Below are 25,979 nucleotides of genomic sequence, written 5' to 3'. Positions count from 1 at the left end.
CGGCAGCATCACGACTTCGACCGGGTGTGTTGCCGCGCGATGAACGCGCGGGCCCTCTAAAGCCGTTGCACCCGGCCTGAAGCCGCCGCAACCGGCCTTCGCCTGACGCGCACGACGTACGTCTCGTTCTCGACGACTCCTTCTTCGCGCGAAAGAGCTGATCCCACCATGGCGAACTCCCGTTCCTTCCCTGCCTCCTCCGTGTCCGCGCTCACCGCGCCCGTGCCCCCGGCACGGGGCCGCCTGCGGGCCGTCGACCCCGACGAGGTGGTGCAGATCGCCGACTTCCTGCCGCCGGGCGCGACCTGGCTGCCCGCGCCGCAGCACACCCTGCCCACCCTGCCGGGACAGCCGCCGATGGTCGGCTACCTCGTCCTCGTCCCGGCCGGGCAGGAGCTCGCCGCCGCCGAGCCCCTGACGCCCGACACGCCGCCCGCGCCCGCTCCCGCCGCGGGGCCGATCAGGATCGACACCGTGCGGCGCGCCGCCGAGGTCGACGGGCACCTCCTCGACCTCACGTACCTGGAGTTCGAGCTGCTCGCGCACCTCGTCGCGCACCCCCACCGGGTGCACACCCGCGACCAGTTGGTGACGACGGTGTGGGGGTACGGCCACGTGGGCGACGGCCGTACCGTCGACGTCCACGTCGCACGGCTGCGGCGCAAGCTCGGCGCCGAGCACCGCAGGACGATCCAGACGGTGCGCCGCGTCGGCTACAAGTACGCACCGCCGACGACACCGCGCTGAGCTGCGGTTCCCGCCCTCCGGCCGCTTTCTCTGCTGCGAGCAGAATCCGGTTCCCACGGTGCGGGGCGCCGGGGCAGAGTCGCCGCCATGAGACTTCTGATGCTGGGTGGTACCGAGTTCGTGGGGCGTGCGGTCACCGAGGCGGCCCTCGCCCGGGGCTGGGAGGTGACCGTCTTCCACCGCGGTCACCACGCGCCGCCCGAGGGCGCACGGGCCGTCCACGGCGACCGCACCGCCGAGGGCGGCCTCGACGGGCTCGCCGACGGCGAGTGGGACGTGGTGGTCGACACCTGGTCGGCCGCGCCCCGGGTGGTGCGGGAGTCGGCGCGGCTGCTCGCGGGCCGCGCCGGGCGGTACGTGTACGTGTCCAGCGGTTCCGTGTACCGCTACCCGGGCGCGGCCGGCTCCGACGAGAGCTTCCCCGTGGTGGACGGCGATCCGGACGCGGACGCGTCGGCGTACGCGGAGGACAAGCGGGGCGGGGAGCTCGCGGCGATCGCGGAGTTCGGGGCGGAGCGGACGGTGCTGGCGCGGGCCGGGCTGATCCTCGGACCGTACGAGAACATCGGGCGGCTGCCGTGGTGGCTGAACCGGATGGCGCGCGGCGGCCCCGTGCTCGCCCCCGGGCCCCGGGACCTCGACATCCAGTACGTCGATGTGCGCGACCTCGCCGAATGGGTCCTGGACGCGGCCGCCGCCGGGCTGTACGGGGCGTACAACCTGGTCAGTCCCATGGGCCGGATCACGATGGGCGACCTCCTCGACGCGTGCGCGCAGGTGGCGGGGCCCGCGGCGGAGCTGCGCTGGACGGAGCCGCAGGCGGTGCTGGACGCGGGCATCGAGCCGTGGATGGAGCTGCCGGTGTGGCTGGCCCCGGGTGAGCTGCACGACACGATGCACCGGACGTCGTCGGAGAAGGCGGTCGCGGCGGGGCTCAGGACCCGGCCCGCCGCCGAGACGGTGCGCGACACGTGGGAGTGGCTGCGGTCGATCGGCGGCACGGCGCCGCAGCGGCCCGACCGGCCGGTCGTGGGGCTCCCCCCGGAGAAGGAGGCGAAGGCGCTCGGCCTGTGAGGTGACACGGCGTGGCCCCGGCGCGGTGCGCGCGCCGGGGCCACGCCGGTGTGCGGGTGTCTCGTCAACGGCCGCTGGACACCGGGGTGTTGTACGGGCCGGGCCGCTGCGGGGCGGCCGGTGCCTCCTCCTCGTGGGAGATGCGCGGGAGCCACTCCAGGTACCGCGGCGTGTGCCAGTTGCGCTCTCCGAGGAGGGACATCAGGGACGGCAGCAGGATCATGCGGACCACCGTCGCGTCCAGCAGGACCGCCACGCCGAGGCCGACGCCCATCTGCTGCATGTCCTGCATGGACAGCGTGCCGAACACCGCGAAGACCGCCACCATGATCACGGCCGCGCCCGTGATCGCGCCCGCCGTGCGGGTGATGCCCTCGCGGATCGCCGACCGGTTGTCCAGGCCCCGGTCGCGGGCCTCGCGGATCCGGGAGACCACGAACACGTGGTAGTCCATGGAGAGCCCGAAGAGGACGACGAGGACGAACAGCGGCATCCAGTTCTCGATCGCGCCGACCTTCTCCGAGCCGATCAGCTCCGCGCCCCAGCCGTGCTGGAAGACGGCGGTCATGACTCCGTAGGCGGCGCCCACGGACAGCAGGTTCAGCGCGACCGACGTCGCCGCGATCACCGGCGAGCGGAAGCTGAAGAGCATCACCAGGAAGGTCACCGCGGTGATGAAGCCGAACACCGGCACGATGCCCTTGCCGAGCTGGTCGCTGAAGTCCTCGGAGGAGGCCAGGTCACCGCCCACGTAGGCCGTCGCGTCCACGCCGTCGAAGGCGGCCGGGACCGTGTCGTCGCGCAGTTCGTCCAGCGCCCTCTTCGCCTCGGCGTCGGTGCCGTCACCCGGCAGCGGAACCTCGATCTCGGCGACGTTCTTCGCCTTGTGGACGATGAGTTCGGCGCCGTCACCGGCCTTCCCGGTCAGCGAGTCGAGCGCGGCCCGCACCGGCTTCGCGCCGATGTCGTCGGCCTCCACGACGACCCGGGCCGGGGCAGGCCCGCCGGGGAACTCGTCAGTGATCCGCTGGTGGGCGACGGACAGCGGGGCGTCGGAGCCGAACTGCTTCTCCAGGCCGAGCTGTTCGGTCTTCATGCCGAGCGCGGGGGCGGCGAGGGCGAGCAGCACGACCGCGGCGCCGACGGCGAAGAACTTCGGCCGGGCGAGGACGGGCCTCAGGATCTTCGCCGCGGTGCCGCCACTGGCGTGCACGCCCTTCTTGGCACGGCGGTTGAGGAAGGGGATGCGGCCGGCGTCGATCCGGTCGCCGAGCGCGGCGAGCAGCGCGGGCAGGACCGTGACCGAGCCGAGCATCGCCACGCACACCACGAGGATCGTGGCGACGGCGAAGCCCTTGAAGAGGAGCAGGCCGGAGAGGAACATGCCCGCCATCGCGACCATCACCGTGAGGCCGGAGACCAGGACGGCGCGTCCGCTGGTGGCCGCGGCGATCCGCAGGGCCGTCTCGGCGTCCCGTCCCGCGGCCCGCTCGTCCCGCTCGCGGCGCAGGTAGAACAGGCAGTAGTCGACGCCGACCGCGAGGCCCATCAGGAACATCACGGAGTACGTCGTCTCGAACAGGTGCAGCTGGTGGCTCGCGAGGGAGAGCAGTCCGAACGCCGCCACGCACGCGGTGAGCGCGAGGCCCACCGGGAGCAGCGCCGCGACCACGGCGCCGAAGGCGACCAGGAGAATGCCGAGCGCCAGCGGTACGGCGGTGAACTCGGCCTTCTTCAAGTCGTCGGCGAGCAGGTCGGACAGCTGCTTCTCGGAGCTCGCGTCGCCGAACTGGTGGACGGCGATGCCGTGCGCCGCGCCGTCCTCCTTCGCCTTCGCCACGGCGTCGAGGACCGGCTGCACGCGGTCGGCGGCCTCGTCCGACGGGCCCTTGATCTCGAACCGGAGCAGCGCTTCCCTGCCGTCCTCGGAGGGCAGCGGCGCCTTGAGGTCGCGTACGTCACCGGTCGCGGTCAGCGCCTTCGACAGGTCGGCCGCCGCGTCGCGCCAGCCGTCGGCGGACGCCCCGTCGGAGGCGCTGACCATGACGAGCTCGCCGGCGGGCTCGTCGATGTCCGCGTCCTTCAAGATCCTGGCGGCCCGGCCCGAGTCGCCGACCCCCATCTCGTCGTCGGAGGCGGTGACCGTGCCCGAGGCCCCGCCGATGACCGTGGCCAGGACCACGAAGACCAGCCAGCCGAGGATGGCCGCCTTCCGGTGGTGTGCGCTCCACACACCGAGTCGTGCCGCGAGGTTCCGCCTCATGGCGCTTCGCCCCCATCAAGTCTGCGTGAATATGGGTCGGATAAGACGTGACTCACGCTAGGAACCGGCCGCCGCGCGCCCCAGCCGCCGAGGCCCCCTCTCGCCGAAGCGCAGGGCGAGGCCGGGGGGTGTCGTCAGGTACACCCCCGCCCGGGTGGAGGGGCCAATGACCCGCCCCCGCGTGACCAGCGAAGATATGACCGTGCCGGACGCACGGAACGCGGCCGGACCCACGGGGATGACGAGAGGGACGGATGACCATGACGAGGCTCAAGGACGCACTGCTCGCGGGGGCGCGGGGCCTCTACCTGACGATCTGGTCGCTGGCGGGCTCGATCGTCCTCTTCGTGTTCTCCGTCGTCTCGATGGCGTTCATCCTGCTGGGCGTCGGCCTCCTCACCACCCCGGTCGTCCTCGCGGGCGTGCGCAAGTACGCGAACGCCTACCGTGTCCGGGCCGCCGAGTGGTCCGGCGTGACGATCCCGGACGCCTACCGCCCCTTCCCCGCCGACCTGCGCCCCGGCATCACCGGGCAGGTGGAGCGCTGCACGCTGATGCTGAAGGACGCGGCGACCTGGCGCGACCTGCAGTGGCTGCTCGTGAACATGACCGTGGCCCCGATCGTCGCGGTCTTCGCCCCCGCGCTGCCGCTCTACATGCTGTACGGCTGGGTCCTCGCCCTCGGCGTGTGGGAGCCGATCCACAACGCGGGGGGCGGCGAGTGGTTCGCCTGGATCCACGTCACCTCGCAGTCCACCGCCAACCAGGCGGCCGTGCTCGGCACGGGCTTCTTCGTGCTTGGCCTCTTCGTCAACCCGGCCCTCGTACGCACCCACTTCCTCCTCGCCCGTACGTTCCTCACCCCCACCACGAGCATGCGGGAGCGCGAACTGGCGCGGCGTGTGGACCGGCTGACCGAGACCCGGCACGACGCCGTCGACAACTCCGCCGCCGAGCTGCGCCGCATCGAGCGCGATCTGCACGACGGCGCGCAGGCCCGCCTGGTCGCCATGGGCATGGACCTCGGCACCATCGAGGCGATGATCGAGACCGACCCGGCCAAGGCCAAGGAGCTGATCGCCAAGGCGCGGCAGAACTCCGGCGAGGCGCTGACGGAGCTGCGCGACCTGGTCCGCGGCATCCACCCGCCGGTTCTCGCCGAGCGCGGCCTCGGCGACGCGGTGAAGGCTCTCGCGCTGCGCCTGCCGGTCGCCACCGAGGTCGATGTGGAGCTGACGGGGCGGGCCGGGGCGCCGGTCGAGTCGGCCGCGTACTTCGCGGTGAGCGAGTCCCTGACCAACGCGATCAAGCACTCGGGGGCCGACCGCGTCTGGGTGGACATGCACCACGCCGACGGCACGCTGCGCATCGCCGTCACCGACAACGGCAAGGGCGGCGCCTCGATCGGTTCCGGGTCCGGGCTGAGCGGCATCGAACGCCGACTCGGTACATTCGACGGCATACTGGCCGTCAGCAGCCCCGCGGGCGGTCCGACCATGGTGACCATGGAGATCCCTTGCGAGTTGTCCTAGCCGAAGACCTCTTCCTGCTGCGCGACGGCCTGGTGCGGATGCTGGAGGCGTTCGACTTCGAGATCGCGGCGGCCGTGGAGAGCGGGCCCGAACTGACCAAGGCCCTTGAGGAGTTGCAGCCTGACGTCGCCGTCGTGGACGTCCGGCTTCCGCCGTCCCACACGGACGAGGGCCTGCAGTGCGCGCTCGCCGCCCGCCGGGCCAGACCCGGCCTGCCCGTCCTGGTCCTCTCGCAGCACGTCGAGCAGTTGTACGCGCGCGAGCTCCTCGCCGACGGGACCGGCGGTGTCGGCTATCTCCTCAAGGACCGGGTCTTCGACGCCGCCCAGTTCATCGACGCCGTACGCAGGGTCGCGGCGGGCGGCACCGCGATGGACCCGCAGGTCATCCAGCAGCTCCTGTCGCGGCGGGCCGCCGACGACCAGCCGCTCGGCGCGCTCACCCCGCGCGAGCGCGAGGTGCTCGAACTCATGGCGCAGGGCCGGTCGAACGCGGCCATCGCGGCGCAGCTCGTCGTCACCGAGCGGGCCATCGCGAAGCACACGTCCAACATCTTCGGGAAACTGGACCTGGCGGTCTCCGACGACGACAACCGGCGCGTGCTCGCGGTCCTCGCGTACCTGGACCAGGGGCGCTGAAGGGGCCGGTACGCGGCTGAACGCACCGGGTCGTTGATGCGTATGTAGCCCCATGGGACGTACCTCACGAAAACGATCAAGGCTGGCGCGGCGCACGGTCGCCGCGTCCGCAGCGTTCATCATGGGCGGCGGCGGCCTGATCGCCGTGAACGTCTACGCGAACGCCGACGAAGGAACGGATCAGCCTCCGCCGCAGAGCGCCGGGCAGCAGGCGTCGACCATCAGCTGTCCGGACGTGGGCAACGAGCTGCCCGAGGTGCCCGATGCCGCGCGCGGCGACGTGGACCGGCAACTCGCCGACCTGGACGGCCAGATCACGGAGGCGTACGGACGGTTCGAGCGGACCCGGGACAAGGAGACCCTGCTCGCGCCCCTGGAGGAGAAGCGCAGGGAGACCCTCGACGGGATCACGAGCACCCTGGCCCGGGCCGGCGCCCGGCCCGATGGGCTCGACGGCATGGCACCCTGCACGCTGCGCGCCGACGACCAGGGGCAGGGCGGCCAGGCCCAAGGACAGGGACAGGACCAGGGTCAAGGGCAGAGCGGGAACGGGCCCGAGGCCGGTGACTTCGTCGCGATCGAGTCCGTCCGGCCGAACGTCAAGCGCCCCCGCGACGGCCGCAACGCCTCACGCGGCACCTTCACCACGAAGTGCGGGCGGAACGAGAACGGCAAGTTCAATCCGGACAACGTCATCGTCGCGCCCGGCGTGAGCAACGGCGCCCACCACATGCACGACTACGTGGGAAACCAGGCGACGGACGCCTTCTCCAGCGACGACGACCTCGCCGCAGGACAGACCAGCTGCCGCAACCAGGGCGACAAGTCGACGTACTACTGGCCCGTCCTGAGGCTGCAGAACGGCGAGGACGAGGACGACGCCCAAGCCGACGGCGGCGGAAAGGACCAGAACACCGGCGAGATCCAGACACCGGCCTCGGTGACGCTGAAGTTCGCCGGGAACCCGGTGAGCAAGGTCGTCGCGATGCCCCGCTTCCTGCGCATCATCACGGGTGACGCCAAGGCGTTCACCAACGGCGACGCCAACGCGAACGCCTCCTGGAGCTGCACCGGATTCGAGAACCGGCAGCTGAAGGACAAGTACCCGATCTGCCCCGAGGGCAGCAAGGTCGTCCGGACGTTCAACTTCCAGAGCTGCTGGGACGGACAGAACACCGACAGCGCCAACCACCGCACCCACGTCGCCTTCGCCGACCCGCGGACCGGCACCTGCCCGCAGGGCTTCCGCGCCGTTCCCCAGCTGGTGCAGCGGGTCGTGTACGACGTGCCGCCCGGGCCGGGCTTCGCCGTCGACTCGTTCCCCGAACAGCTGCACAAGCCGGTCACCGACCACGGCGACTTCATCAACGTCTTCGACGAGCGGCTGATGCGGCGCGTCGCCAAGTGCGTCAACAACGGCCAACGCTGCACCTGAGCGTCGGGCACCTGAGCGCCGGGCACCTGGCTGTCGGGCATCTGGCTGTCGGGCACCTGATCGCGAGAACGTTCACCCCTCGTGCCGGCCGTGGTGGCCGCCGTGCCTCCCCGCGGCGTCCACCACGGTTCCGCCGAGACGGTCGCGCAGCGCCGAGATGTCGTCGGCGTCGCCGACCGCCACCCAGCTGCTGCCGCCGACGAGGAACGTACCGCCGTAATCGTTCGCCTCGTCCAGCCATTCGGCCTGGCCACGGGCGTTTGTAAAGGTTACGAGGACGTAGCGCCGGGCACCGTTCTCACAGGTGGCCTGGCGCAGTTCGGCCGCGTCCGTCCGGACGTCGGGCCTGCACCCCGCCTCGGCCGCCAGCTGCTCCAGGCTGCCGCTCGCCGTGCGCGGTGTGTCGTCACCCCCCGAGCCGCACCCCACCACCGTCAGCAGGACTCCCACAGCCATGCCCGGAAGCGCGCTCCGTGCTGCCCGCTTCCCCCACGCCATTCGCGCCGCGTCCACCGTCCCAGCACTCCCTTTCAGCTAACTCGACCCGCCCACTCCACGCGCACCGTTGAGCACGAGGGGTGACGCGGATACCGTGCGCGCGCAACCCACACTCCTGGGGGTACACATGTCCGAACCGTCCCGACGTACCGTGCTCGGCAGCGCCGGCGCCCTCGGCCTCGGCGTCGCCGCCGGCGGCCTGCCGGTCCTGACCGGCACCGCCACGGCGCAACCCGCCGAGGCTTCCGCCTTGGATACGGACGCGGCGCGCTCCGCGCTCAACAGACTCCTGCCGCATCACGCGGAACAGTTCCGGCTCAGACTCCTCCCCGCGCGCCGCCGCGAGGACCGCTTCAGAGTCACCGGCACCACAGGCCGGATCGAGGTGTCCGGCACGACGCCCGCGGTGCTCCTCACCGGCGTCCACTGGTACCTGAAGTACGTGTGCGGGGCCCACATCACCTGGAACGGCAACCAGCTGGACCTGCCGCGCAGGCTGCCCGCACCGGCCCGCCCGCTGGAACGTTCCACCTCGCTCCCCCACCGGTTCGCCCTGAACGACACCAACGACGGATACACCGCCCCCTACGCCGACTGGGCGTACTGGGAGCGCATGATCGACGTACTCGCCCTGCACGGCTGCAACGAGGTCCTCGTGATCGCGGGCGCCGAGGCCGTGTACCAGCGGGTCCTGAAGGAGTTCGGCTACTCCGACGCGGAGGCCAGGGCGTGGCTGCCCTCCCCCTCGCACCAGCCGTGGTGGCTGCTGCAGAACCTGTCCGGGTACGGCGGGCCGCTCTCCCAGCAACTCATCGACGACCGGGCCGAGTTGGGTCGGCGCATCGTCGACCGGCTGCGGGACCTCGGCATCGCGCCCGTCTTCCCCGGCTACTACGGCCACGTCCCCGACGGCTTCGTCGAACGCAACGGCGGCGACGCGCGCGTCGTGCCGCAGGGCGTCTGGCACGGGTTCAGACGGCCCGACTGGCTCGACCCGCGGACCTCGGCCTTCGCGAAGGTCGCGGCCTCCTTCTACCAACACCAGGAGAGGCTCTTCGGCCCCGCCGACCTCTTCAAGATGGACCTCCTCCACGAGGGCGGCACCGCGGGCGACGTGCCCGTGCCCGCCGCCGCCCGCGGCGTGGAGAGCGCCCTGCGCAGGGCCAGGCCCGGCGCGATCTGGGTCATCCTCGGCTGGGAGGCCAACCCGCTGCCCGTCCTGCTCGACGCCGTCGACAAGAAGCGGATGCTGATCGTCGACGGCGTCTCGGACCGGTACGCGAGCGTCACGGACCGGGAGAAGGACTGGGGCGGCACGCCGTACGCCTTCGGGACCATCCCCAACTTCGGCGGACGCACGACGATCGGCGCCCGCACCCACCTCTGGAACGAGAAGTTCTTCGCCTGGCGCGACAAGGAGGACAGCGCGCTGGTGGGCACGGCCTTCATGCCCGAGGCCACCGACCGCGACCCCGCCGCCTTCGAGCTCTTCTCGGAACTCGCCTGGACGAAGCGCCCCGTGGACCGGGCCGCATGGTTCTCCTCGTACGCCGACTTCCGGTACGGCGGCCGCGACCGGCACGCGCGGGCCGCGTGGCGCGCCCTGCACGACACCGCCTACCAGCACACCGCCGTCGAGCGCAGCGACCCCCACGACTCGCTCTTCGCCGCGCGGCCCGACCTCGCGGCCGCCCGCGCCGCGGAGTACGCGCCGCGCGCGCTCACCTACGACCCCGGGCGGTTCGACGCCGCTCTCGCCGGGCTCCTCGGGGTCGCCGGGACGCTCCGGAGCAGCGCCGCGTACCGGCACGACCTGGTCGACGTCGCCCGGCAGGCCCTCGCCCACCGCAGCCGCCAGCTCCTGCCGCAGCTGCGGGCCGCGTACGCGAGGCAGGACCGGGAGACCTTCAGCTCCCTGTCGAAGCTGTGGCTGCGCCTCATGCGGCTGTCGGACGACGTGACGGGCACCCACTCCGCGTTCCTGCTGGGCCCCTGGATCGAGGCGGCGCGGCGCATGGGGACGAGCGAGGCCGAACGGGCCGAGTTCGAGCGCACCGCGAAGGTCCTGATCACGGTGTGGGGCGACCGGGCCACCTCCGACGCCGGTCGGCTCCACGACTACGGCAACCGTGAATGGCACGGTCTGATGGGTGACTTCTATGTGCCGCGGTGGCAGAAGTGGCTGGACGAGCTGGAGGATGCGCTGGGTTCGGGGCGGGCGGCCGGGGCTGGGGTTGGGGCTGGGCGGGAGTCGGCTTCGGCTGCGGCTGCGGCTCCTGCTCCTGTCGACTGGTTCGCGTTCGAGGAGGCGTGGACCCGGGAGCGCAAGGACTATCCGCTGCGGCCCGTCGGCACGGCGTTCGGGGTCGCCTCACGCGTGCGGGACGTACTGGCGCGGGCGCCCTACCAGGGCAGCGTCCAGGTCACCGCGGACCCGCCCACCGTCCCGCCCGGCGGGCACGCGCTCCTCTCCGCCACCTTCCGCAACGTCAACGGACTGCGCGCCACGGGCCGCGTCGACTTCGCGTTGACCGGCATCGAGGCGGAGCCGGTCGGGCCCGAGTCGCTGGAGCGGGTCGGACCCGGCGGGACGGGCAAGGTGACGTGGCGGACCTCCGTGCCGGACGTCCCGCTCGACCGGCCACTGCGGCCACTGCCGTACGAGATCGCCGTACGGTACGGGCCCGCGGGTGAGCGGCGCGTGCGGTCCGTCCACGAAGGGACGCTGTACGAAGCCGGGCCGGTCAGCTCGGCATGGCAGACGTACAGCAACAACGCGGCGGTCTTCGGGGAGCTGGAGGGCCGGTACGCGATCGACGGGGGCGGTGCGGATCTGTGGAAGGGGACGGCGGAGTTCGGGGCGCTGTATCGGGGTGGGGCGCTGCGGGACGGGGTGTCGGTGACGGTACGGGTCGATGCGCAGGCGGTGACGGGGCCGTGGGCGCGGGCCGGGCTCATCGCCCGCAACTCCCTGCGGACGCCGCTGTCACCGGGCTTCCTGAACCTCGCCGTGACGCCGGCCAACGGGGTCGTCCTCTCGTACGACACGAACGGCGACGGCACGCTGGACACGTACCAGCGCGTCACCGGCATCAAGGCACCGGTCCTGCTGCGCCTGACCCGCGCGGGGTCGTCGTTCACGGCCACGTGCTCGACGGACGAGGGCGCGACGTGGCGCACCGTGGCGTCGGTGACTGTGCCCGGGGCGGGGGCGGCGTTGGATGTCGGCCTGTTCATGAGCGCGACGAATGGGGGTGATGGGGGGCGCGGGACGGTGGAGTTCAGCGGGTGGCGGTTGGAGGGGTAGGGGGGGCGCCGGGGGGGTGTGGGCGTCCGCGCGTGCTCGCGGGGGCGCCTTGGCATCCGTTGTGGGGCGGGGCCGCGGGGGTATGTACGTACTCGCTATCCCTGCGTCACGCCTCAAGTCCAAAGACGCCACAGTGTGCTCGGTGCTCCGTGCGCACATACCCCCACGTCCCCTCGGGAGCGCTTGCGGCTGCGGCCCGGTGGGCGCTTCTGCGCCCGGTCTCCACGGCCCTCGGGCCGGTTGCGCGGCTGTTGGCCGGTGACGGCCGCCCCCTGCTCCTACGCGGCAGCTGCGTCGCGGGGCAAACGGGTGGGCGGGTGGGATACATCCGCCGCGAAGCGGCGGGCTTGGTGCCCCTACCCCGGCGGGTCGTCGCGGGCGGCTCCCGCCCAGCCCTCCGGCGGGACGTACGGGGGGCACCCCACCCAGCCCCCGGCGGGACGTCGCAGGGAACACCCCATCATTCCCCCCGGCGGGACGTCGCGGGGAATCTCCCACCCACCCCCCGGCGGGAGGGTGGGAACGACGTCCAGCCCCCCGCAGGACGTCGCCGGGTGCGGGCGAGGGGCTCGGGACGGTTGCGCGGCTGCGGCCGGTGGGGCTGCCCGGGCCCCAAGCCTCCGCGTCCCTCGGGGGCCGGTCGGGCAGCCAGTTCACGGCCGCGGCCCGGCGTCGGCTCAGACATCCTTTCCGCCCGCCCGCCCACCCGCTCCTGGCCGGCAGCCGCGTCGTGGGTCGGGCGCCGTCCGACCCGCTCCTGCTCCCGCCGGGCGTTGCGGGCAAACGGGTGGGTGGGTGGGGAAAATCCGCCGCGGAGCGGCGGGGTTGATTGAGGGGCCGCCGCCCGGGTCTCGAGTGGAAAAGAGTGTGACTAGGGGTGGGGTGGGTGTCAGGGTGGGGGGATGGATGAGGTGTGGGAGCGGCGGGTTCTGGGGGCTTGGAGGGCGTTTGAGGGCGGGGAGGTGGAAGAGGGGCTGTTTCGGGGGGTGATTGATGCGCTCGTTGAGGAGTTGCCTCCGGGGCACCCCGTCGGCCTCTTCGAGCGCGGCTGCGCCTTCGACTCCACCGGCCACTCCGACCGCGCCGTACCGCTCTACCAGGAAGCCCTGGAGCGCGGCCTCGACGGACATCGCAGGCGGCGTACGGCCGTGCAGCTGGCCAGTTCGTTGCGGAATGTGGGGCGGGCCGACGAGGGCGTCGCGCTGCTGACCAGGGAACTCAGTGCGCAAAGCGATGAGTTGGACGATGCCGTGCGTGCCTGTCTCGCCCTGTGTCTCGCGGATCTCGGCCGCGAGCGCGAGGGCCTCGCCCTCGTGCTGGAGGCGCTCGCGCCCCATCTGCCGCGCTACCAGCGGTCGATGGCGAATTACGCCCGTGCGCTCGTGGCGGACGACCGGTCATGAGGTGACCAACCGAGGATTCGCTCGTTTTGCTGAACGTGTCGTCGAATGTGCAGTCTCCGTCGAAGTCCCCGAAGTCCCCGAAGTCCGCGAAGTCCAGCGGCCACGCCCCCGTCGTCGACGTGGAGCAGGCCGAGGCCGCCCTCGTCGAGCACTACCCGCGGCTCGTGCGGCTCGCCTATCTCGTGCTGCCGCCGAGTCTCGGCCGCAACCGCCGGGTCCTGACCGCCCACTCCCTCACCCAGCGCGCCCTGCCGCGCAACCGGAAGACGGGTGAGGCGGTCGTCGTCCCTACGCAGCGGACTGGTGGGGGCGGTGAGCCGTACGGTGATCCGGCTTATGCGTGCGTGCGGCTCCAAGTAGTGCGCAGTGCCCTTGATGCGGGGCTTCCCCTGCGGTGGAGCTCCTGGCCGAAGCGGGCCCAGTTGCCGCCGCTGCTGCCTCAGGTACGGGGGCTGCGGCTCTTCCCGCGTTCGGGGGGCGCCGAGGAACTCGCCCTTGACCAGTTGCTGTCCGGGCTCTCCGGTGCCGCTCGTGTCGCCTATGTGCTGCGGGGTCTCGAAGGGCTCGACGACGTCGACGTGTGTGCCGTTCTCGCCGCCGTGGGCTGTGACGACCCGGACGACGCCCTCGACGAGGCCGACGAGGTCGAGGCACGGTACGAGCTGCTGGCGTCGCCCGAGTTCGACCCCTGCACGCTGCAGGCCAGGCCGACGGACCTGATGCGGCGCAGGCAGCACATGAAGGCCGCGGGTGTCGCGGTCGCCGCCGCGCTGGTGTGCGGGGCCCTGCTCGGGATGCCCGGTGACGGCTGGGGGCCGGACGGTGCCGCCGCCCCGCCCTACGCGAAGAACCCTGCCGGGCAGGCCGCGCTCGATCCGGCCCAGTTGAGGGCGGCGCCCGCGGCGGCGTGGAAACGTTCCGCCCGTACCGACTTCTCGGTGTGGCCCGCCCGCGGCAACCTCACCGGCGACAAGGAACTGCTCCGCCGCGCCCTCGCCGTCTGGGCCAGGCCCGGCGAGTCCGTGCAGGTCTCGGCGACGCCGGGCACCGCGGCCGGGGCGCCGCCGGGACCCGCCCAGCTGCTCTTCGCCGGTGACGTCGACTCCGCGCGCGTGGTGCTGCTCTACGACGGACTGCGCATCGTGCGGTACGCGGAGCCCCGGGAGGGCACGAGCGGCGCGGCGCTCGACTTCGCACGCGTGGACGGCGCGACCGGCACCGAGGCGAACGCCGTCGTCGTCGATCGCGCCGACGGGAACATCCGCTACCTGACCGCTCCTTGGGTGGGCGCCGCCTCGGTGCAGGATCTGCTGAAGCCCGCCGTGAAGGCCGTCGCGCTGCGCCGGTCCAAGGACGGTGTCACCGCCCCCTTCGCCGGGCCCGCGCAGGCCGCCGGCCAGTGCACGTCGTGGAACGCGCTGCGGCTGCGCGACCACACCGGCGCGGTCCGCATGTCGACCGACCTCGGCGAGCTGGTTCCCGCCCATCTGACCGCGGGCCGCCCGCAGGCCCCGCGCGAGGCGACGCCCGCCGACTGGTCGAAGTCCGCGTGTTCCCTCGCGTCGGTGCGCTCGCACGGCGTGCGGTCCGTGAACTCGTGGACGTACGCCCGTCAGGCACTGCCCGAGGGCAACGGCGTCGCGGACTGGGCCTGCACCCGTGCCGAGACCTGGCGCGGCTTCGGCAGCCGGGTCCTCGCCGAGTTCCGGACCGCCGACGGGCCCGCGGGCGCCGTCGCCGCGCAGGCCGGGGACTCCCCCGCCTGCGGCACCCGCAGTCCGCACGTGCTCGCGGGCGTCCTGTGGAAGTCCCGGGCCGGGAGCTGGTACCTCCTCGGCGCGGGCAGCAAGAACGTCACCTCGATCACCGCGTCGGGCGGCACGCGCGTGGCCGGGAACGTCCTGGCCACCAGGACGCAGCGGTCCGCGCAGGCGCGGCTCAGCGGTGTGCTGGCCGACGGCAGGAAGGTGACGACGCTCCGCTGAGCGAAGTTCCCTCCGCACACCCCTGTACCGCCGAACTACCCATCAGTACATTGACGCCATGTCTAATACGCAGAGCCGGGCGCCCGAGCCCGTCGCGTCCGAGCACATACCGCTCAAGGCACGCAACGTCTCCTTCTCCTGGGAGAACACCCCGCTCCACTGGCTGCCGAACGACCCGTTCACCACGCACACCATCAACGTGCTGCATCTGCTGCTGCCCGCCGGTGAGCGCTGGTTCGTGCACGTCTACAAGCAGGTCCTGCCGCTCATCCGCGACGAGCGGCTCCGCGCGGACGTCATCGGGTTCATCGGTCAGGAGGCCATGCACTCGCAGGCCCACGACGAGGTCCTGCCACATCTGAAGGAGCAGGGGCTCGACCCGACGCCGTACACCGCGCAGGTCGACTGGCTCTTCGAGAAGCTGCTCGGCGACCGGACCCTGCCGCCGGGCAAGGCGCGCCGGTGGTGGCTGATGGAGCGTGTGGCGATCATCGCGGCCATCGAGCACTACACCGCGTTCCTCGGCGACTGGGTGCTCAACGCCGAGGAGCTGGACCGCAGGGGCGCCGATCCGACGATGCTGGACCTGCTGCGCTGGCACGGCGCGGAGGAGGTCGAGCACCGCTCCGTCGCCTTCGAGCTGTTCATGCACGTGGACGGCGGCTACCGGCGGCGGGTCAGGACGTGGGCGACCGCGTTCAGCGCCCTGGTGTTCCTCTGGCAGCGCGGGGCGCGGTTCTTCATGGAGAACGACCCGACGCTCGTCGACGGCAGGGCGAGCTTCAAGGACCTGCACCGGAGCGGGCGCGCCGGGACGCTTCCCTCCACCGGCGCCATGATCCGCTCCATCCCCCGCTATCTGAGCCGGAGCTACCACCCCTCGCAGGAGGGCAGCACGGAGCAGGCCGTCGCCTATCTCGCCTCATCGCCCGCCGCCCGCGCCGCTCTCGCCGCCGAGAAGGGGACCGTCTGACATGCCCCGCATCCGCACCGTCGCGCTCGTCGCGGGCGTCGCCCTGCTCTCCAGGCGGGCCGTGCGGCGCCGCATCGAGGCCTCCCCGCTGTGGCCGCTGCCCGCCCTGGAGGAGCCGGTCTCCGGGCGGCCGCGCTCCCGGGCGCTGCGGCTGCGCGTCGCGCGGCACGAGACGGTCGCCGACGGTGTCGTACAACTGCGGCTGGAGGGTGGGGACTTGCCGCCTTGGGAGCCGGGTGCCCACCTCGATGTCGTGCTGCCGTCGGGGCTCGTGCGGCAGTACTCGCTCTGCGGCGACCCCGAGGACTCCTCCTCGTACACCGTCGCGACCCGGCTGATCACGGCCGAGCAGGGCGGCCGGGGCGGCTCGCGTGAGGTGCACGGGCTGCGTGAGGGCGCCGAGGTCGAGGTGCGCGGGCCGCGCAACCGTTTCCCGCTCGCCGACGCGGCGTCGTACGTGTTCGTGGCGGGCGGCATCGGGATCACGCCGGTCCTGCCGATGCTGCGGGCCGTCGAGGCGTCCGGGGCCCCGTGGCGGCTGCTGTACGGGGGGCGTTCGCGTGCCTCGATGCCGTTCCTCGAAGAGGTCGAGAAGCTCGGCGGCCCGGAGCGCGGGCGGGTCACCGTCGTCGCACAGGACGAGGACGGGCTGCCGGACCTGGCCGCCTTCCTCGACGGAACCCCGCGCGGCGCCGCCGTCCACGTATGCGGCCCCGAGGCCCTGATGGACGCCGTCGGCACCGCCCTGCCGGACGGGTGCTCCCTGCACCTGGAACGGTTCACGCCACGCACCGGGACCGACGGCGACACCGCGTTCGAGGTCGAACTGCGGCGCAGCGGACGCACGGTGGCGGTCGCAGCCGACACCACGGTGCTCGCCGCGGTCCGCGCCGAGCTGCCCGACATCGCGTACAGCTGCGAGCAGGGCTTCTGCGGAACGTGCCAACAGCGCGTCGTGGAAGGGGAGATCGACCACCGCGACGAGCTGCTCACGGACGGCGAGCGGGCCGGCTCCATGCTCATCTGCGTCTCACGGGCGCGCGGCGAGCGGATCGTCCTGGATATGTGAGACGCGCGCCCCGGACGGACGCGGACCGGCCGGTGGAGAGGCCGGTTCTGCTCGGTAAGGTGTTCGCATGACAACCGGGGTGCGCCGCAGGATGGGTGTCGAGGAGCGGCGGCAGCAGTTGATCGGGGTCGCGCTCGAACTGTTCAGCCACCGCTCGCCCGACGACGTCTCCATCGACGAGATAGCAGCGGCCGCGGGCATCTCGCGCCCGCTGGTCTACCACTACTTCCCCGGCAAACTCAGCCTGTACGAGGCGGCGTTGCGCCGGGCGGCGGAGGATCTGGCCGGGCGGTTCGTGGAGCCGCGCGAAGGGCCGCTCGGGGCGCGGCTGCTGCGGGTGATGGGGCGCTACCTCTCCTTCGTCGACGAGCACGGCCCCGGTTTCTCCGCACTGATGCGGGGCGGTCCCGCGGTCTCGGCGGGCGGCGCCCTCTCGCGGGAGACGGCCTCGGCGACGAACGCGCTGATCGACTCGGTGCGGCAGGCGGCGTACGACCAGATCCTCGCGCATCTGGGGGTCACCGACCCGCCCGCGCGCCTCGAACTCGTCGTGCGGTCCTGGATATCGCTCGCCGAGTCGACGGCGCTGATCTGGCTGGACGGGCGGCGCATTCCGCGCGCGGAGCTGGAGTTGCAGCTGGTGCACGACTTCGCGGCGCTGACCGCGGTGAGCGCCGCCTACGACGAGGAGATGGCGGAGCTGCTGCGCCGCATCCTCGTCGCGGAGCCGGCCGACGGACCGTTCGCCGAGCTCATCGGCCGGCTGTTCGCACTGACGCCTCAGGCCTCCGCCGACTTGCGGTAGGAGGCGTCCAGGTCCCGGATCTCGGCCGAGGCGTGCAGCCGCAGACCGTCGGCGGGCTTCACGTACTGCCGTACGAGATCCAGCGCGCCTTCCGTCACCCGTGCCTTGGTCTCGTCGGAGCGGCCGGGGAGCAGTCCGATCATGACGTGGACGATGCCGTCGCTGCCCGTGCCGTCGCCCACGACGCACTCCTCGGTCCGTACGAACCGGGTCTTGCAGGTGTCCGACGAGGCGCCCGCGACGTCGACGAGCAGCGGGTGCAGGGCGCGGGCGAATCCGCCGCGGTCGAAGCCCTCCGCGAGCTGTCCGGAGTAGTCGACGGTGATCTGCGGCATGGGCCACCCCTTGTTCGTCCGATGTCGTCCCCACCTTTACGGTGATCGACATGACGGCGCAACTGACCTTCCGCAGTGCGGACATGGACGACATAGCCACGCTGGTCGGCCTCTACGAAGGGGCGGCCCGCTGGATGCTGGACCACGGCATCGACCAGTGGAAGCCGGGTGCCAAGGACGAGCGGCACTTCCGCCGGCTGATCGAGTCCCGCTCCGAGGAGGTGTGGCTCGCGCACGACGGGTCCGGGGCTCTCGGGGCGTACGAGCTGTGGTGGTCCGACGAGCAGGCGTGGGGCGTCCAGCCGCCGGTCGCCGGGTATGTGCACCGGCTGATGACGCGCCGCGGCGCGCCCGCGGGGACGGGCCGGGCGCTGCTGCGGGACGCGGAGCGGCGCATCGCGGGGGCGGGCCGCGAACTGAGCCGCCTGGACGTCGTGGTGTCCAATCCGCGGCTGCGCACGTACTACGAAGAGGCCGGTTACGCGGCGGTCGGAGAGCTCGCGGACAAGCCCGCCGCCGACGGCAGCCCGTACGGCGTCCTGCTGATGGAGCGGCCGCTCGGCTGAGCCCGACGTCAGCCGTCCGCCCGCAGCCTCATGGCGAGCAGGGCGATGTCGTCGTCGCGGCCGTGGCCCAGGCAGGCGAGCAGGGTGTCGCAGAGCGCCGAGACGCCGAGGGGTGCCTGGGCCGCGACCACGCGCAGCTGTTCCATGGAGACGGCCAGGTCGGTGCCGCGGGTCTCGATGAGTCCGTCGGTGACCAACAGGAGCCGGTCGCTGGGGCGCAGGACCGTCTCGGTGGCCGGCGGTCTGTTCAGGCCGAGGCCGAGCAGCGGGCCTCGCGCCCGGAGGTAGTCGGCGGTGCCGTCGTCGGCGACGACGAGGGGCGGAATGTGCCCTGCGTTGGCGACGCGTGTGTGCCCGGTGGCCGGGTCGGTGAGGGCCAGGCAGAGGGTGGCGGTCACCTCGGGGTGGTAGCGCTGCAGCATGTTGTCGAGGCGCCGGGCGAGTGTGGTGGGGTCGGGGTCCTCGACGCAGTAGGCGCGCAGCGCGTGCCGGATCTCGACCATCACGGTGGCGGCGTCCAGGGAGTGGCCGACGACGTCGCCGATGCCGGTGAGGAGGCCCTGCGCGGTGCTGAGCGAGGCGTAGAAGTCGCCGCCGATCTCCGTGTCGCGGGAGGCCGGTTCGTAGCGGACGACGACTTCCGTGCCGGGGATCTGGGGCACGTGCGCGGGCAGGAAGCTGCGCTGGAGGGTCAGGGCGATGTGCCGCTCCACCTCGTACATCAGCAGCCGCTCGGCGGCGACCGCGGTGGCGTGGGCGAGCCGCCCCACGAACCTGACCGTGCCGGGCACGAGCCCTTGGTCGTACGCGGGTGTGGCGAGGCAGACGGGCGCGGCCCCTTCGCGGGCGCGGGCCATGGTGAGCCGGGCGCCCTCGGGGACGCCGGGGCCGACGGAGGGCCCGGTGGCGGTGGCGTCGGACGGCTCGGTGTGGAAGAAGCCGGCCGGCCACAGGGGGGAGGGCACGACGAGGTCGCGCACGCCGACCCGGCCCGACATGTCGCGCTCGATGAGGAGGGCCACCGCCTCGTGCGCCCCGTCGTCGGGCAGTGAGGCGGCGGCTCTGCGCCGCGACAGGCCGCGGTGGACCTCCCCGTCGTCGCCGAGGACGAAGGCGACGGCGGGGCCGCCGGTGAGGCGGGCCGCGCCGGCCGCGGCGGCCTCGGCGAGTTCGCGCGGGCAGCGGGCCGACTGCACGTCGAGGATCGTCTCGGCGAGCCGGGTCAGGTGTCCGGCCTGTGCCTCGGCGTCGTTGCGGTGGCGTGCGCCGCGGGCGGCGGCCCGCACGACGGCCTGGATCTCCTCCGGTTCGGCGGGCACCGTCAGATAGGCCTCGCCGCCCGCGTCGAGGCCGCGGCACCGGTCGGCGGGGGCGATCCGGGCGGCCGAGAAGTGCACGACGGGCAGCGCGGCGAAGGGCGGCGACTCCTTCAGGCGGCGGCACAGCTCGAAGCCGCTCATGTCGGGCAGGCCGACGTCGACGAGCGCCACATCGGGCAGCTCGCCGGTGCGCCGGCGCGCGTCGAGCTCGATGAGAGCCTCGCTCGCACTGGCGGCGAGGACGACGCGGTGGCCGTCCCTGCGCAGGACCGCACCCAGTGCGTACCGGCTGGCGGCGACGTCGTCGACCACCAGGACCGTGGTGCCTGCTTTGCCGTTGACGCTCACGCGGGGCCCCTCAGGGGCTGGTGGGACAGACCCCCCTCGGGCCTGCCCGACCAAGTTAGCGCTCAGACGCGGGCTTCGGGAGATGATGACGGTCCTCCGACCGGGATCGGTGAAGATCCAAGAACTCTGCTCGGACAGGGTGTACTTGACGATAGGATCTGCGACCGCCCGGGGCCGGAACACGCCGGGGCGGCGGAGGCGGTCGTGACCTTCGTGTTCCGCCGGACGTTCTCCCGGGGAGTCCGGCCGCTCCGCAGGCGCAGGACCGCCCCCTTCCTGCCGTGACTCCCCGTACTTCCGAGGGACTACATGACCCAGAACGTCACCGCCGCGCCCACCACCGGCTCCCCGTCCGCCGGGGAGTGGTGGCGCGACGCGGTCATCTACCAGGTCTACCCGCGCAGCTTCGCCGACGGGAACGGCGACGGCATGGGCGACCTGCCCGGCATCACGGCCCGCCTGCCGTACCTGCGCGACCTGGGGGTGGACGCCGTCTGGCTCTCCCCCTTCTACGCGTCGCCGCAGGCCGACGCGGGGTACGACGTGGCGGACTACCGCGCGGTGGACCCCGTGTTCGGCACCCTCGCCGACGCCGACGACCTCGTCCGCGAGACGCACGCGCTCGGCCTGCGCTTCATCGTCGACATCGTGCCCAACCACTGCTCCGACCGGCACGAGTGGTTCCAGGAGGCGCTGCGCGAGGGCCCGGGGTCGGCGGCGCGCGACCGTTTCCACTTCCGTGCCGGGCGGGGCGCGGACGGCGCGCTGCCGCCGAACGACTGGGAGTCCGTCTTCGGCGGTCCCGCCTGGACCCGCGTCGAGGACGGCCAGTGGTACCTCCACCTCTTCGCGGCCGAGCAGCCCGACTTCAACTGGGACAACCAGGACGTCCACGACGAGTTCCGCTCCGTGCTGCGCTTCTGGCTCGACCTCGGCGTCGACGGCTTCCGCATCGACGTGGCGCACGGTCTGGTCAAGGCGCCGGGTCTGCCGGACATCGGCCACGCGGAGCAGGTCAAGCTGCTCGGCAAGCAGGCCGTGCCCTACTTCGACCAGGACGGCGTGCACGAGATCTACCGCGACTGGCGACGAATCCTCGACGCGTACGGGACCGGGAACGGCACCGAGCGGATCGCCGTCGCCGAGGCGTGGACGCCGACGGTCGAGCGCAGCGCCCTGTACCTGCGCCGCGGCGAGCTGCACCAGGCGTTCAACTTCGAGTATCTGACGACCGGCTGGGACGCGGCCGCGCTGCGCGCCGTCATCGACCGCTCCCTCGCCGCGATGAACGCGGTGGACGCGCCCGCCACATGGGTGCTCTCCAACCACGACGTCGTACGCCACGCCACGCGCTTCGCCGACGGCGACGAGGTCCGCGGGCTGCGCCGGGCACGCGCGGCCACGCTGCTGATGCTGGCGCTGCCGGGTTCCGCGTACCTCTACCAGGGCGAGGAGCTCGGCCTGCCGGAGGTGACCGAACTGCCGGACGAGGTGCGCCAGGACCCGGCGTTCTTCCGCGGCTCGGGGCAGGACGGCACGCGTGACGGCTGCCGGGTGCCGCTGCCGTGGTCAGGTGAGCGGCCGCCGTTCGGTTTCGGGCCCGTCGAGGGCGGCCCGAGCTGGCTGCCGCAGCCGGACTCCTGGAAGGACCTGTCGGTGGCGGCGCAGACGGGCGTCCCGGGGTCGACCCTGGAGTTCTACCGCCGCGCTCTCGCGGTGCGCCGCGCCCATCCGGCGCTCGGCGCGGGCCGTGACATCGCGTGGGTGCCGTCGCCCGAGGGCGTTCTCGCCTTCCGCCGCACCACCTCCGCCGGCTCGTTCGTGTGTACGACGAACCTCTCGGCGTCGCCCGTCACGGTGCCCACTCCCGGCACGTTGCTCCTGGCGAGCGCGCATGTCGTGCCCGGCGCCGGGCCGGACGCCGCGGGGACCGTGCTTCCGGCTGATTCAACGGTCTGGTGGGCAGCCTGAGATACGACCGGTACAGTCCAATCCTGTGACCGCACGGCTAGCCGACATCGCAGCCCAGGCGGGGGTCAGCGAAGCGACAGTAAGCCGCGTGCTCAACGGCAAGCCGGGCGTCGCCGCGGGCACCCGTCAGTCCGTGCTCGCCGCGCTCGACGTGCTCGGCTACGAACGCCCTGTACGCCTGCGGCAGCGCAGCGCGGGCCTCGTCGGGCTGATCACGCCGGAGCTGGAGAACCCGATATTCCCCGCGCTGGCGCAGGTCATCGGGCAGGCCCTGACCCGGCAGGGGTACACGCCGGTGCTCGCCACGCAGACTCCGGGCGGCTCCACCGAGGACGAGCTCACCGAGATGCTGGTCGACCGCGGGGTCGCGGGGATCATCTTCGTGTCGGGCCTGCACGCGGACACCTCCGCCGACATGAACCGCTACGAACAGCTGCGGGCGCAGGGCGTCCCCTTCGTGCTGGTCGACGGCCACTCCCCGAAGGTGCAGGCGCCGTCCATCTCCCCCGACGACCGCGCGGCGATGCGCCTGGCGGTCACCCACCTCGTCTCGCTCGGCCATACGCGCATCGGTCTCGCCCTCGGCCCGAAGCGGTTCGTGCCCGTACAGCGGAAGATCGAGGGCTTCGTACGCACGATGCGGGACCAGCTGGGCCTGGCTCCCGACGACATCGGGACAGATCTCGTCCAGCACTCTCTGTACACGCTGGAGGGCGGCCAGGCGGCGGCCGCGGCGCTGATGGACCGCGGCTGCACGGCCGTCGTGTGCGCGAGCGACATGATGGCGCTCGGTGCGATACGGGCGGCGCGGCAGCGCGGCCTGGAGGTGCCGGACGACGTCTCGGTGGTCGGCTTCGACGACTCCCCGCTGATCGCGTTCACCGATCCGCCACTGACGACCGTGCGCAAGCCGGTGCCCGCGATGGGCCAGGCGGCGGTCCGCACGCTCCTGGAGGAGCTGGGCGGCACGCCCGCGCCGCCCAGCGAATTCGTCTTCATGCCCGAACTGGTGGTTCGCGGTTCAACAGCCTCAGGCCCCAGGCGCCCCTAGGGGCACACCGGTGTCACCCCGGGGCAGCGGAGTCGTTCCTGTGGCGTAGAGAATGCGGCCCGAACCCGACCAGGGGATGATCGGTCGAAGGGTGGGGATCTGGCAGACTCTGTCCCTATGGGTGAGACGACCGTGACGACACTTGAGGGCCGGCAGAGGCCCGATGCATCACCCATCGCGGCCGAGGAAAAAGACCGCAATGGGCGGAACGCGCTGCGTCGTCTCCAACGGTTCCGCACCCCCCGCCGCCCTCGGCTGTGGTTCGAGATCCTGCTGATCGCGGTCAGTTACTGGACGTACTCCCTGATCCGCAACGCCGTGCCGGAGCAGAAGTCGCAGGCACTGCGCAACGCCGACTGGATCTGGCGCGTCGAGCACGACCTGGGCATCGCCGTCGAGAAGAGCGTCAACCACGCCGTGGACTCGGTGACATGGCTCATCGTCGGCATGAACTACTACTACGCGACACTGCATTTCGTGGTGACGCTCGGCGTCCTGGTGTGGCTCTTCCGCCGGCATCCGGGGCGGTACGCGGCCACGCGCCTCACCCTCTTCGCGACGACGGCGGTGGCCCTGCTCGGCTACTACCTGTACCCGCTGGCGCCGCCGCGGCTGATGAACGGCACCACGTTCATCGACACCGTGGTGGTCCACCAGACGTGGGGCTCGATGGCCTCCGGCGACCTCAAGAACATGTCGAACCAGTACGCGGCGATGCCGTCGATGCACATCGGCTGGTCCCTGTGGTGCGGTCTGACCATCTTCGCCCTGGCATCGGTGCCGTGGGTGAAGGTGCTCGGCCTGCTCTACCCCGTCACGACGCTCGTCGTCATCGTGGCCACCGCCAACCACTTCTGGCTGGACGCGGTCGGCGGCATGATCTGCCTGGCCTTCGGCTTCCTGGTGGCCCGGCTCTGGTACGGCGCGATGCCGTACGCGCTGCCCCGCGAGGTGGCGGCCCAAGGACTCAGCTGTCACGGTACGTGACGTTGCCGCCCGCCACCGTCAGCCGGACCGGCGCCTGCGCCACCTCGTCCGCGGGCGCCGTCACCGGGTCGAGGCCGAAGGCCGTGAGATCCGCGCGGAACCCCGGGGCGATCCGCCCGGCCCTGTCCGCCTCGCCCGCGGCGACCGCGGCGTGCGACGTGCAGCCCTCCAGCGCCATGAGCCCCGTGAGGCCCTGGCCGGGGCCCGCCGCACCCCGGGGCACCCGGGCCGTGGCAAGGACCTCACGCGCGTCATAGTGCGCGACCGGCCAGTCGGAGCCCAGGGCGACGTGGGCGCCGGCGTCCCGCAGGTCCCGGATGCGCCAGGCCCTGGCCGCGCGGGCGCCGCCCAGCCGCTTGGACCACTCGTCGCTGTGGTCGGCCCGCGTGTACGCGGTGTGCGGCGGCTGCATCGACGCGATGACGCCCAGCTCGGCGAAGCGCGGGACGGTGTCGTCGGGAACGGTCTCGATGTGCTCGATCCGATGCGCGAGACGACCGCTTTCGCCCAGTGACGCCACGGTGTCGAGCACATGCCGCACGGCCGCGTCACCGATGGCGTGGGTCGCCGTCCGCACCCCGGCCGCGTGCAGCCGCCGCACGGCGTCCGTGTACGCCGCGGGGTCCGGCCAGAAGGCGTCGGTGCCCTGGCCGTGGCAGTCCGCGTGCTCCAGCCAGGCGGTACCGCCCTCGATGGTCCCGTCCATGAAGAACTTGGCGCCGCCGACCCGCCACAGCCGCCCCGCCTCGGCCTGGAGAGCGATGATCTCGTCGATGCCCTCCTGCCCGACGCCGGGCATGCACCAGGGGGCGAGCCGCAGCCGCAGCGGCAGGTCACCGTCCTCCTCGGCCGACGCGAGGAGCCTCGGCACATCGTCGCCGAGGTCCATCACGTGGGCGCCGGTCAGGCCGGTGGCCGCCATGGCGGACAGCAGCTCGACGAGGCGGGCCCGGCGCTCGGCGTACGAGGGCCGGGGCAGCACGTGCTGGACGAGGTCCATGGCGGCGTGCTCGACGAGGTGGCCGGTGGGGCGCCCGTCCGCGTCGCACACCACGGTGGACCGCTGGGCGAACTCGCGCGGCCCCTCGATCCCCGCGGCACGCAGTGCGGCACCGCTGATCAGGGCGGAGTGCCCGTCGTACAGGCGGATGAAGGCGGGCGAGCCGTCGAGCACGTCCTCGATGAGGGCGCGGTCCACGGGACGCCCGCCGAAGGCGTTGTGGTCGAGTCCCCAGGCGATGACCCACCCCTCGGTCCGCCCGGCGCCGCGCAGGGCCGCCCGCAGCGCGTCGAGGTCGCGCACGGCGGAGAGATCGGTGCCGGTGGCCATCTCGAGCCCCCACACCGGGTGGCTGTGGGAGTCGACGAGGCCGGGCGTGAGGGTGGCCCCGGCCAGGTCGATCCGTTCTGTGCCGGGTCCGAGTGCGTCCCGTACGTCGGTGTCGTCACCGACGGCGACGATCACTCCGTCCCGGACGGCGGCGGCGGTGGCGTGGGGGCGGTCGGGGTCGAGGGTGCGGATGTGGGCACCGGTGAGGACGAGGTCGGCTGCGGGCACGGTTCTTTGCTCCTATGGGTTCGCGTAGATATCCGGCCAGGAAAACCTAAAGGCTTTCGGTTTTGGCAATGTAGCCTCACCCAGGGCAGTTCGGGAAGACTTTTCAGAGAGAGAC

20 protein-coding genes are annotated in these 25,979 nt (G+C 72.5%); 15 read left to right on the top strand and 5 right to left on the bottom strand.

Features of this window, described 5'->3' with window-relative positions:
• The first annotated feature begins 168 nt into the window (after nucleotides 1-168).
• Complete coding sequence (locus AB0N81_RS06975) at nucleotides 169-747, top strand: winged helix-turn-helix domain-containing protein (RefSeq protein ID WP_365356338.1); 579 nt, start codon at nucleotides 169-171, stop codon at nucleotides 745-747.
• Between the two features lie 87 nt (nucleotides 748-834).
• Nucleotides 835-1,821 (top strand): NAD-dependent epimerase/dehydratase family protein, encoded by a 987-nt coding sequence (locus AB0N81_RS06970; RefSeq protein ID WP_365356337.1) that lies wholly within the window; start codon nucleotides 835-837, stop codon nucleotides 1,819-1,821.
• Between the two features lie 64 nt (nucleotides 1,822-1,885).
• Here AB0N81_RS06970 and AB0N81_RS06965 read toward each other — a convergent pair whose 3' ends face one another.
• Entirely contained in the window at nucleotides 1,886-4,084 is a 2,199-nt protein-coding gene (locus AB0N81_RS06965; RefSeq protein ID WP_365356335.1) for an MMPL family transporter, read from the bottom strand.
• 260 nt (nucleotides 4,085-4,344) lie between these two features.
• Between AB0N81_RS06965 and AB0N81_RS06960 the strand changes: the two genes are divergently transcribed.
• From AB0N81_RS06960 to AB0N81_RS06950, 3 genes are read left to right on the top strand one after another with little or no spacing between them, the layout of a single operon-like run.
• Nucleotides 4,345-5,616: a sensor domain-containing protein gene (locus AB0N81_RS06960; RefSeq protein ID WP_365356333.1), complete on the top strand. Its 1,272-nt coding sequence runs from the start codon at nucleotides 4,345-4,347 to the stop codon at nucleotides 5,614-5,616.
• Nucleotides 5,601-6,254, top strand: a complete 654-nt coding sequence (locus AB0N81_RS06955) for a response regulator transcription factor (protein WP_365356331.1) — start codon at nucleotides 5,601-5,603, stop codon at nucleotides 6,252-6,254. Before AB0N81_RS06960 ends, AB0N81_RS06955 begins: the two co-directional genes overlap by 16 nt.
• Nucleotides 6,255-6,306: 52 nt before the next feature.
• Entirely contained in the window at nucleotides 6,307-7,689 is a 1,383-nt protein-coding gene (locus AB0N81_RS06950) for a DUF1996 domain-containing protein (RefSeq protein WP_365356330.1), read from the top strand.
• A gap of 72 nt (nucleotides 7,690-7,761) precedes the next feature.
• Here the strand turns inward: AB0N81_RS06950 and AB0N81_RS06945 are convergent, their stop codons facing one another.
• The gene (locus AB0N81_RS06945; RefSeq protein ID WP_365356329.1) at nucleotides 7,762-8,145 is read right to left on the bottom strand and encodes a hypothetical protein; all 384 of its coding nucleotides are present in this window, start codon (nucleotides 8,143-8,145) and stop codon (nucleotides 7,762-7,764) included.
• A gap of 169 nt (nucleotides 8,146-8,314) precedes the next feature.
• Here AB0N81_RS06945 and AB0N81_RS06940 point away from each other — a divergent pair, with 169 nt between their 5' ends.
• The 6 genes from AB0N81_RS06940 to AB0N81_RS06915 all read left to right on the top strand — a co-directional run bounded on the left by AB0N81_RS06940 (nucleotide 8,315) and on the right by AB0N81_RS06915 (nucleotide 17,729).
• Nucleotides 8,315-11,494 (top strand): alpha-N-acetylglucosaminidase, encoded by a 3,180-nt coding sequence (locus AB0N81_RS06940; RefSeq protein ID WP_365356327.1) that lies wholly within the window; start codon nucleotides 8,315-8,317, stop codon nucleotides 11,492-11,494.
• A 902-nt stretch (nucleotides 11,495-12,396) separates the two neighbouring features.
• Nucleotides 12,397-12,897, top strand: a complete 501-nt coding sequence (locus AB0N81_RS06935; RefSeq protein ID WP_365356325.1) for a tetratricopeptide repeat protein — start codon at nucleotides 12,397-12,399, stop codon at nucleotides 12,895-12,897.
• A gap of 47 nt (nucleotides 12,898-12,944) precedes the next feature.
• Nucleotides 12,945-14,882, top strand: coding sequence for a hypothetical protein (locus AB0N81_RS06930; RefSeq protein WP_365356399.1), 1,938 nt, complete (start codon nucleotides 12,945-12,947; stop codon nucleotides 14,880-14,882).
• A gap of 58 nt (nucleotides 14,883-14,940) precedes the next feature.
• The gene (locus AB0N81_RS06925) at nucleotides 14,941-15,855 is read left to right on the top strand and encodes a metal-dependent hydrolase (RefSeq protein ID WP_365356324.1); all 915 of its coding nucleotides are present in this window, start codon (nucleotides 14,941-14,943) and stop codon (nucleotides 15,853-15,855) included.
• A 1-nt stretch (nucleotide 15,856) separates the two neighbouring features.
• Complete coding sequence (locus AB0N81_RS06920) at nucleotides 15,857-16,924, top strand: PDR/VanB family oxidoreductase (protein ID WP_365356323.1); 1,068 nt, start codon at nucleotides 15,857-15,859, stop codon at nucleotides 16,922-16,924.
• A gap of 67 nt (nucleotides 16,925-16,991) precedes the next feature.
• The gene (locus AB0N81_RS06915) at nucleotides 16,992-17,729 is read left to right on the top strand and encodes a TetR/AcrR family transcriptional regulator (protein ID WP_365356322.1); all 738 of its coding nucleotides are present in this window, start codon (nucleotides 16,992-16,994) and stop codon (nucleotides 17,727-17,729) included.
• Here the strand turns inward: AB0N81_RS06915 and AB0N81_RS06910 are convergent.
• The gene (locus AB0N81_RS06910; RefSeq protein ID WP_365356321.1) at nucleotides 17,705-18,064 is read right to left on the bottom strand and encodes an isomerase; all 360 of its coding nucleotides are present in this window, start codon (nucleotides 18,062-18,064) and stop codon (nucleotides 17,705-17,707) included. The genes AB0N81_RS06915 and AB0N81_RS06910 overlap by 25 nt on opposite strands.
• 50 nt (nucleotides 18,065-18,114) lie before the next feature.
• Here AB0N81_RS06910 and AB0N81_RS06905 point away from each other — a divergent pair, with 50 nt between their 5' ends.
• On the top strand, nucleotides 18,115-18,630 hold the full coding sequence (locus tag AB0N81_RS06905; RefSeq protein WP_365356320.1) for an N-acetyltransferase: 516 nt from the start codon (nucleotides 18,115-18,117) through the stop codon (nucleotides 18,628-18,630).
• Between the two features lie 8 nt (nucleotides 18,631-18,638).
• Here AB0N81_RS06905 and AB0N81_RS06900 read toward each other — a convergent pair whose 3' ends face one another.
• Nucleotides 18,639-20,297 carry a fused response regulator/phosphatase gene (locus tag AB0N81_RS06900; RefSeq protein WP_365356318.1) on the bottom strand — a complete coding sequence of 553 codons (1,659 nt, stop codon included), beginning with the start codon at nucleotides 20,295-20,297 and terminating at the stop codon, nucleotides 18,639-18,641.
• 309 nt (nucleotides 20,298-20,606) lie between these two features.
• On the opposite strand from AB0N81_RS06900, the gene AB0N81_RS06895 reads away from it, so the two are divergent.
• The 3 genes from AB0N81_RS06895 to AB0N81_RS06885 all read left to right on the top strand — a co-directional run bounded on the left by AB0N81_RS06895 (nucleotide 20,607) and on the right by AB0N81_RS06885 (nucleotide 24,306).
• Nucleotides 20,607-22,268 (top strand): glycoside hydrolase family 13 protein, encoded by a 1,662-nt coding sequence (locus tag AB0N81_RS06895; RefSeq protein WP_365356316.1) that lies wholly within the window; start codon nucleotides 20,607-20,609, stop codon nucleotides 22,266-22,268.
• A gap of 25 nt (nucleotides 22,269-22,293) precedes the next feature.
• The gene (locus AB0N81_RS06890) at nucleotides 22,294-23,319 is read left to right on the top strand and encodes a LacI family DNA-binding transcriptional regulator (protein ID WP_365356314.1); all 1,026 of its coding nucleotides are present in this window, start codon (nucleotides 22,294-22,296) and stop codon (nucleotides 23,317-23,319) included.
• A 117-nt stretch (nucleotides 23,320-23,436) separates the two neighbouring features.
• A complete protein-coding gene (locus AB0N81_RS06885; protein ID WP_365356312.1) occupies nucleotides 23,437-24,306 on the top strand; it encodes a phosphatase PAP2 family protein in 870 nt (289 codons plus the stop codon).
• Here the strand turns inward: AB0N81_RS06885 and AB0N81_RS06880 are convergent.
• Nucleotides 24,287-25,864 (bottom strand): amidohydrolase, encoded by a 1,578-nt coding sequence (locus AB0N81_RS06880; RefSeq protein WP_365356310.1) that lies wholly within the window; start codon nucleotides 25,862-25,864, stop codon nucleotides 24,287-24,289. The genes AB0N81_RS06885 and AB0N81_RS06880 overlap by 20 nt on opposite strands.
• Nucleotides 25,865-25,979: the final 115 nt, after the last annotated feature.

Origin of the sequence: Streptomyces sp. NPDC093510 (assembly GCF_040683555.1) — a bacterium.
In the GTDB taxonomy this organism is placed as follows: Bacteria; Actinomycetota; Actinomycetes; order Streptomycetales; family Streptomycetaceae; genus Streptomyces.
The sequence above is the reverse complement of the archived record's forward strand: the minus strand, read 5'-3'. Positions and strand labels throughout refer to the sequence as shown.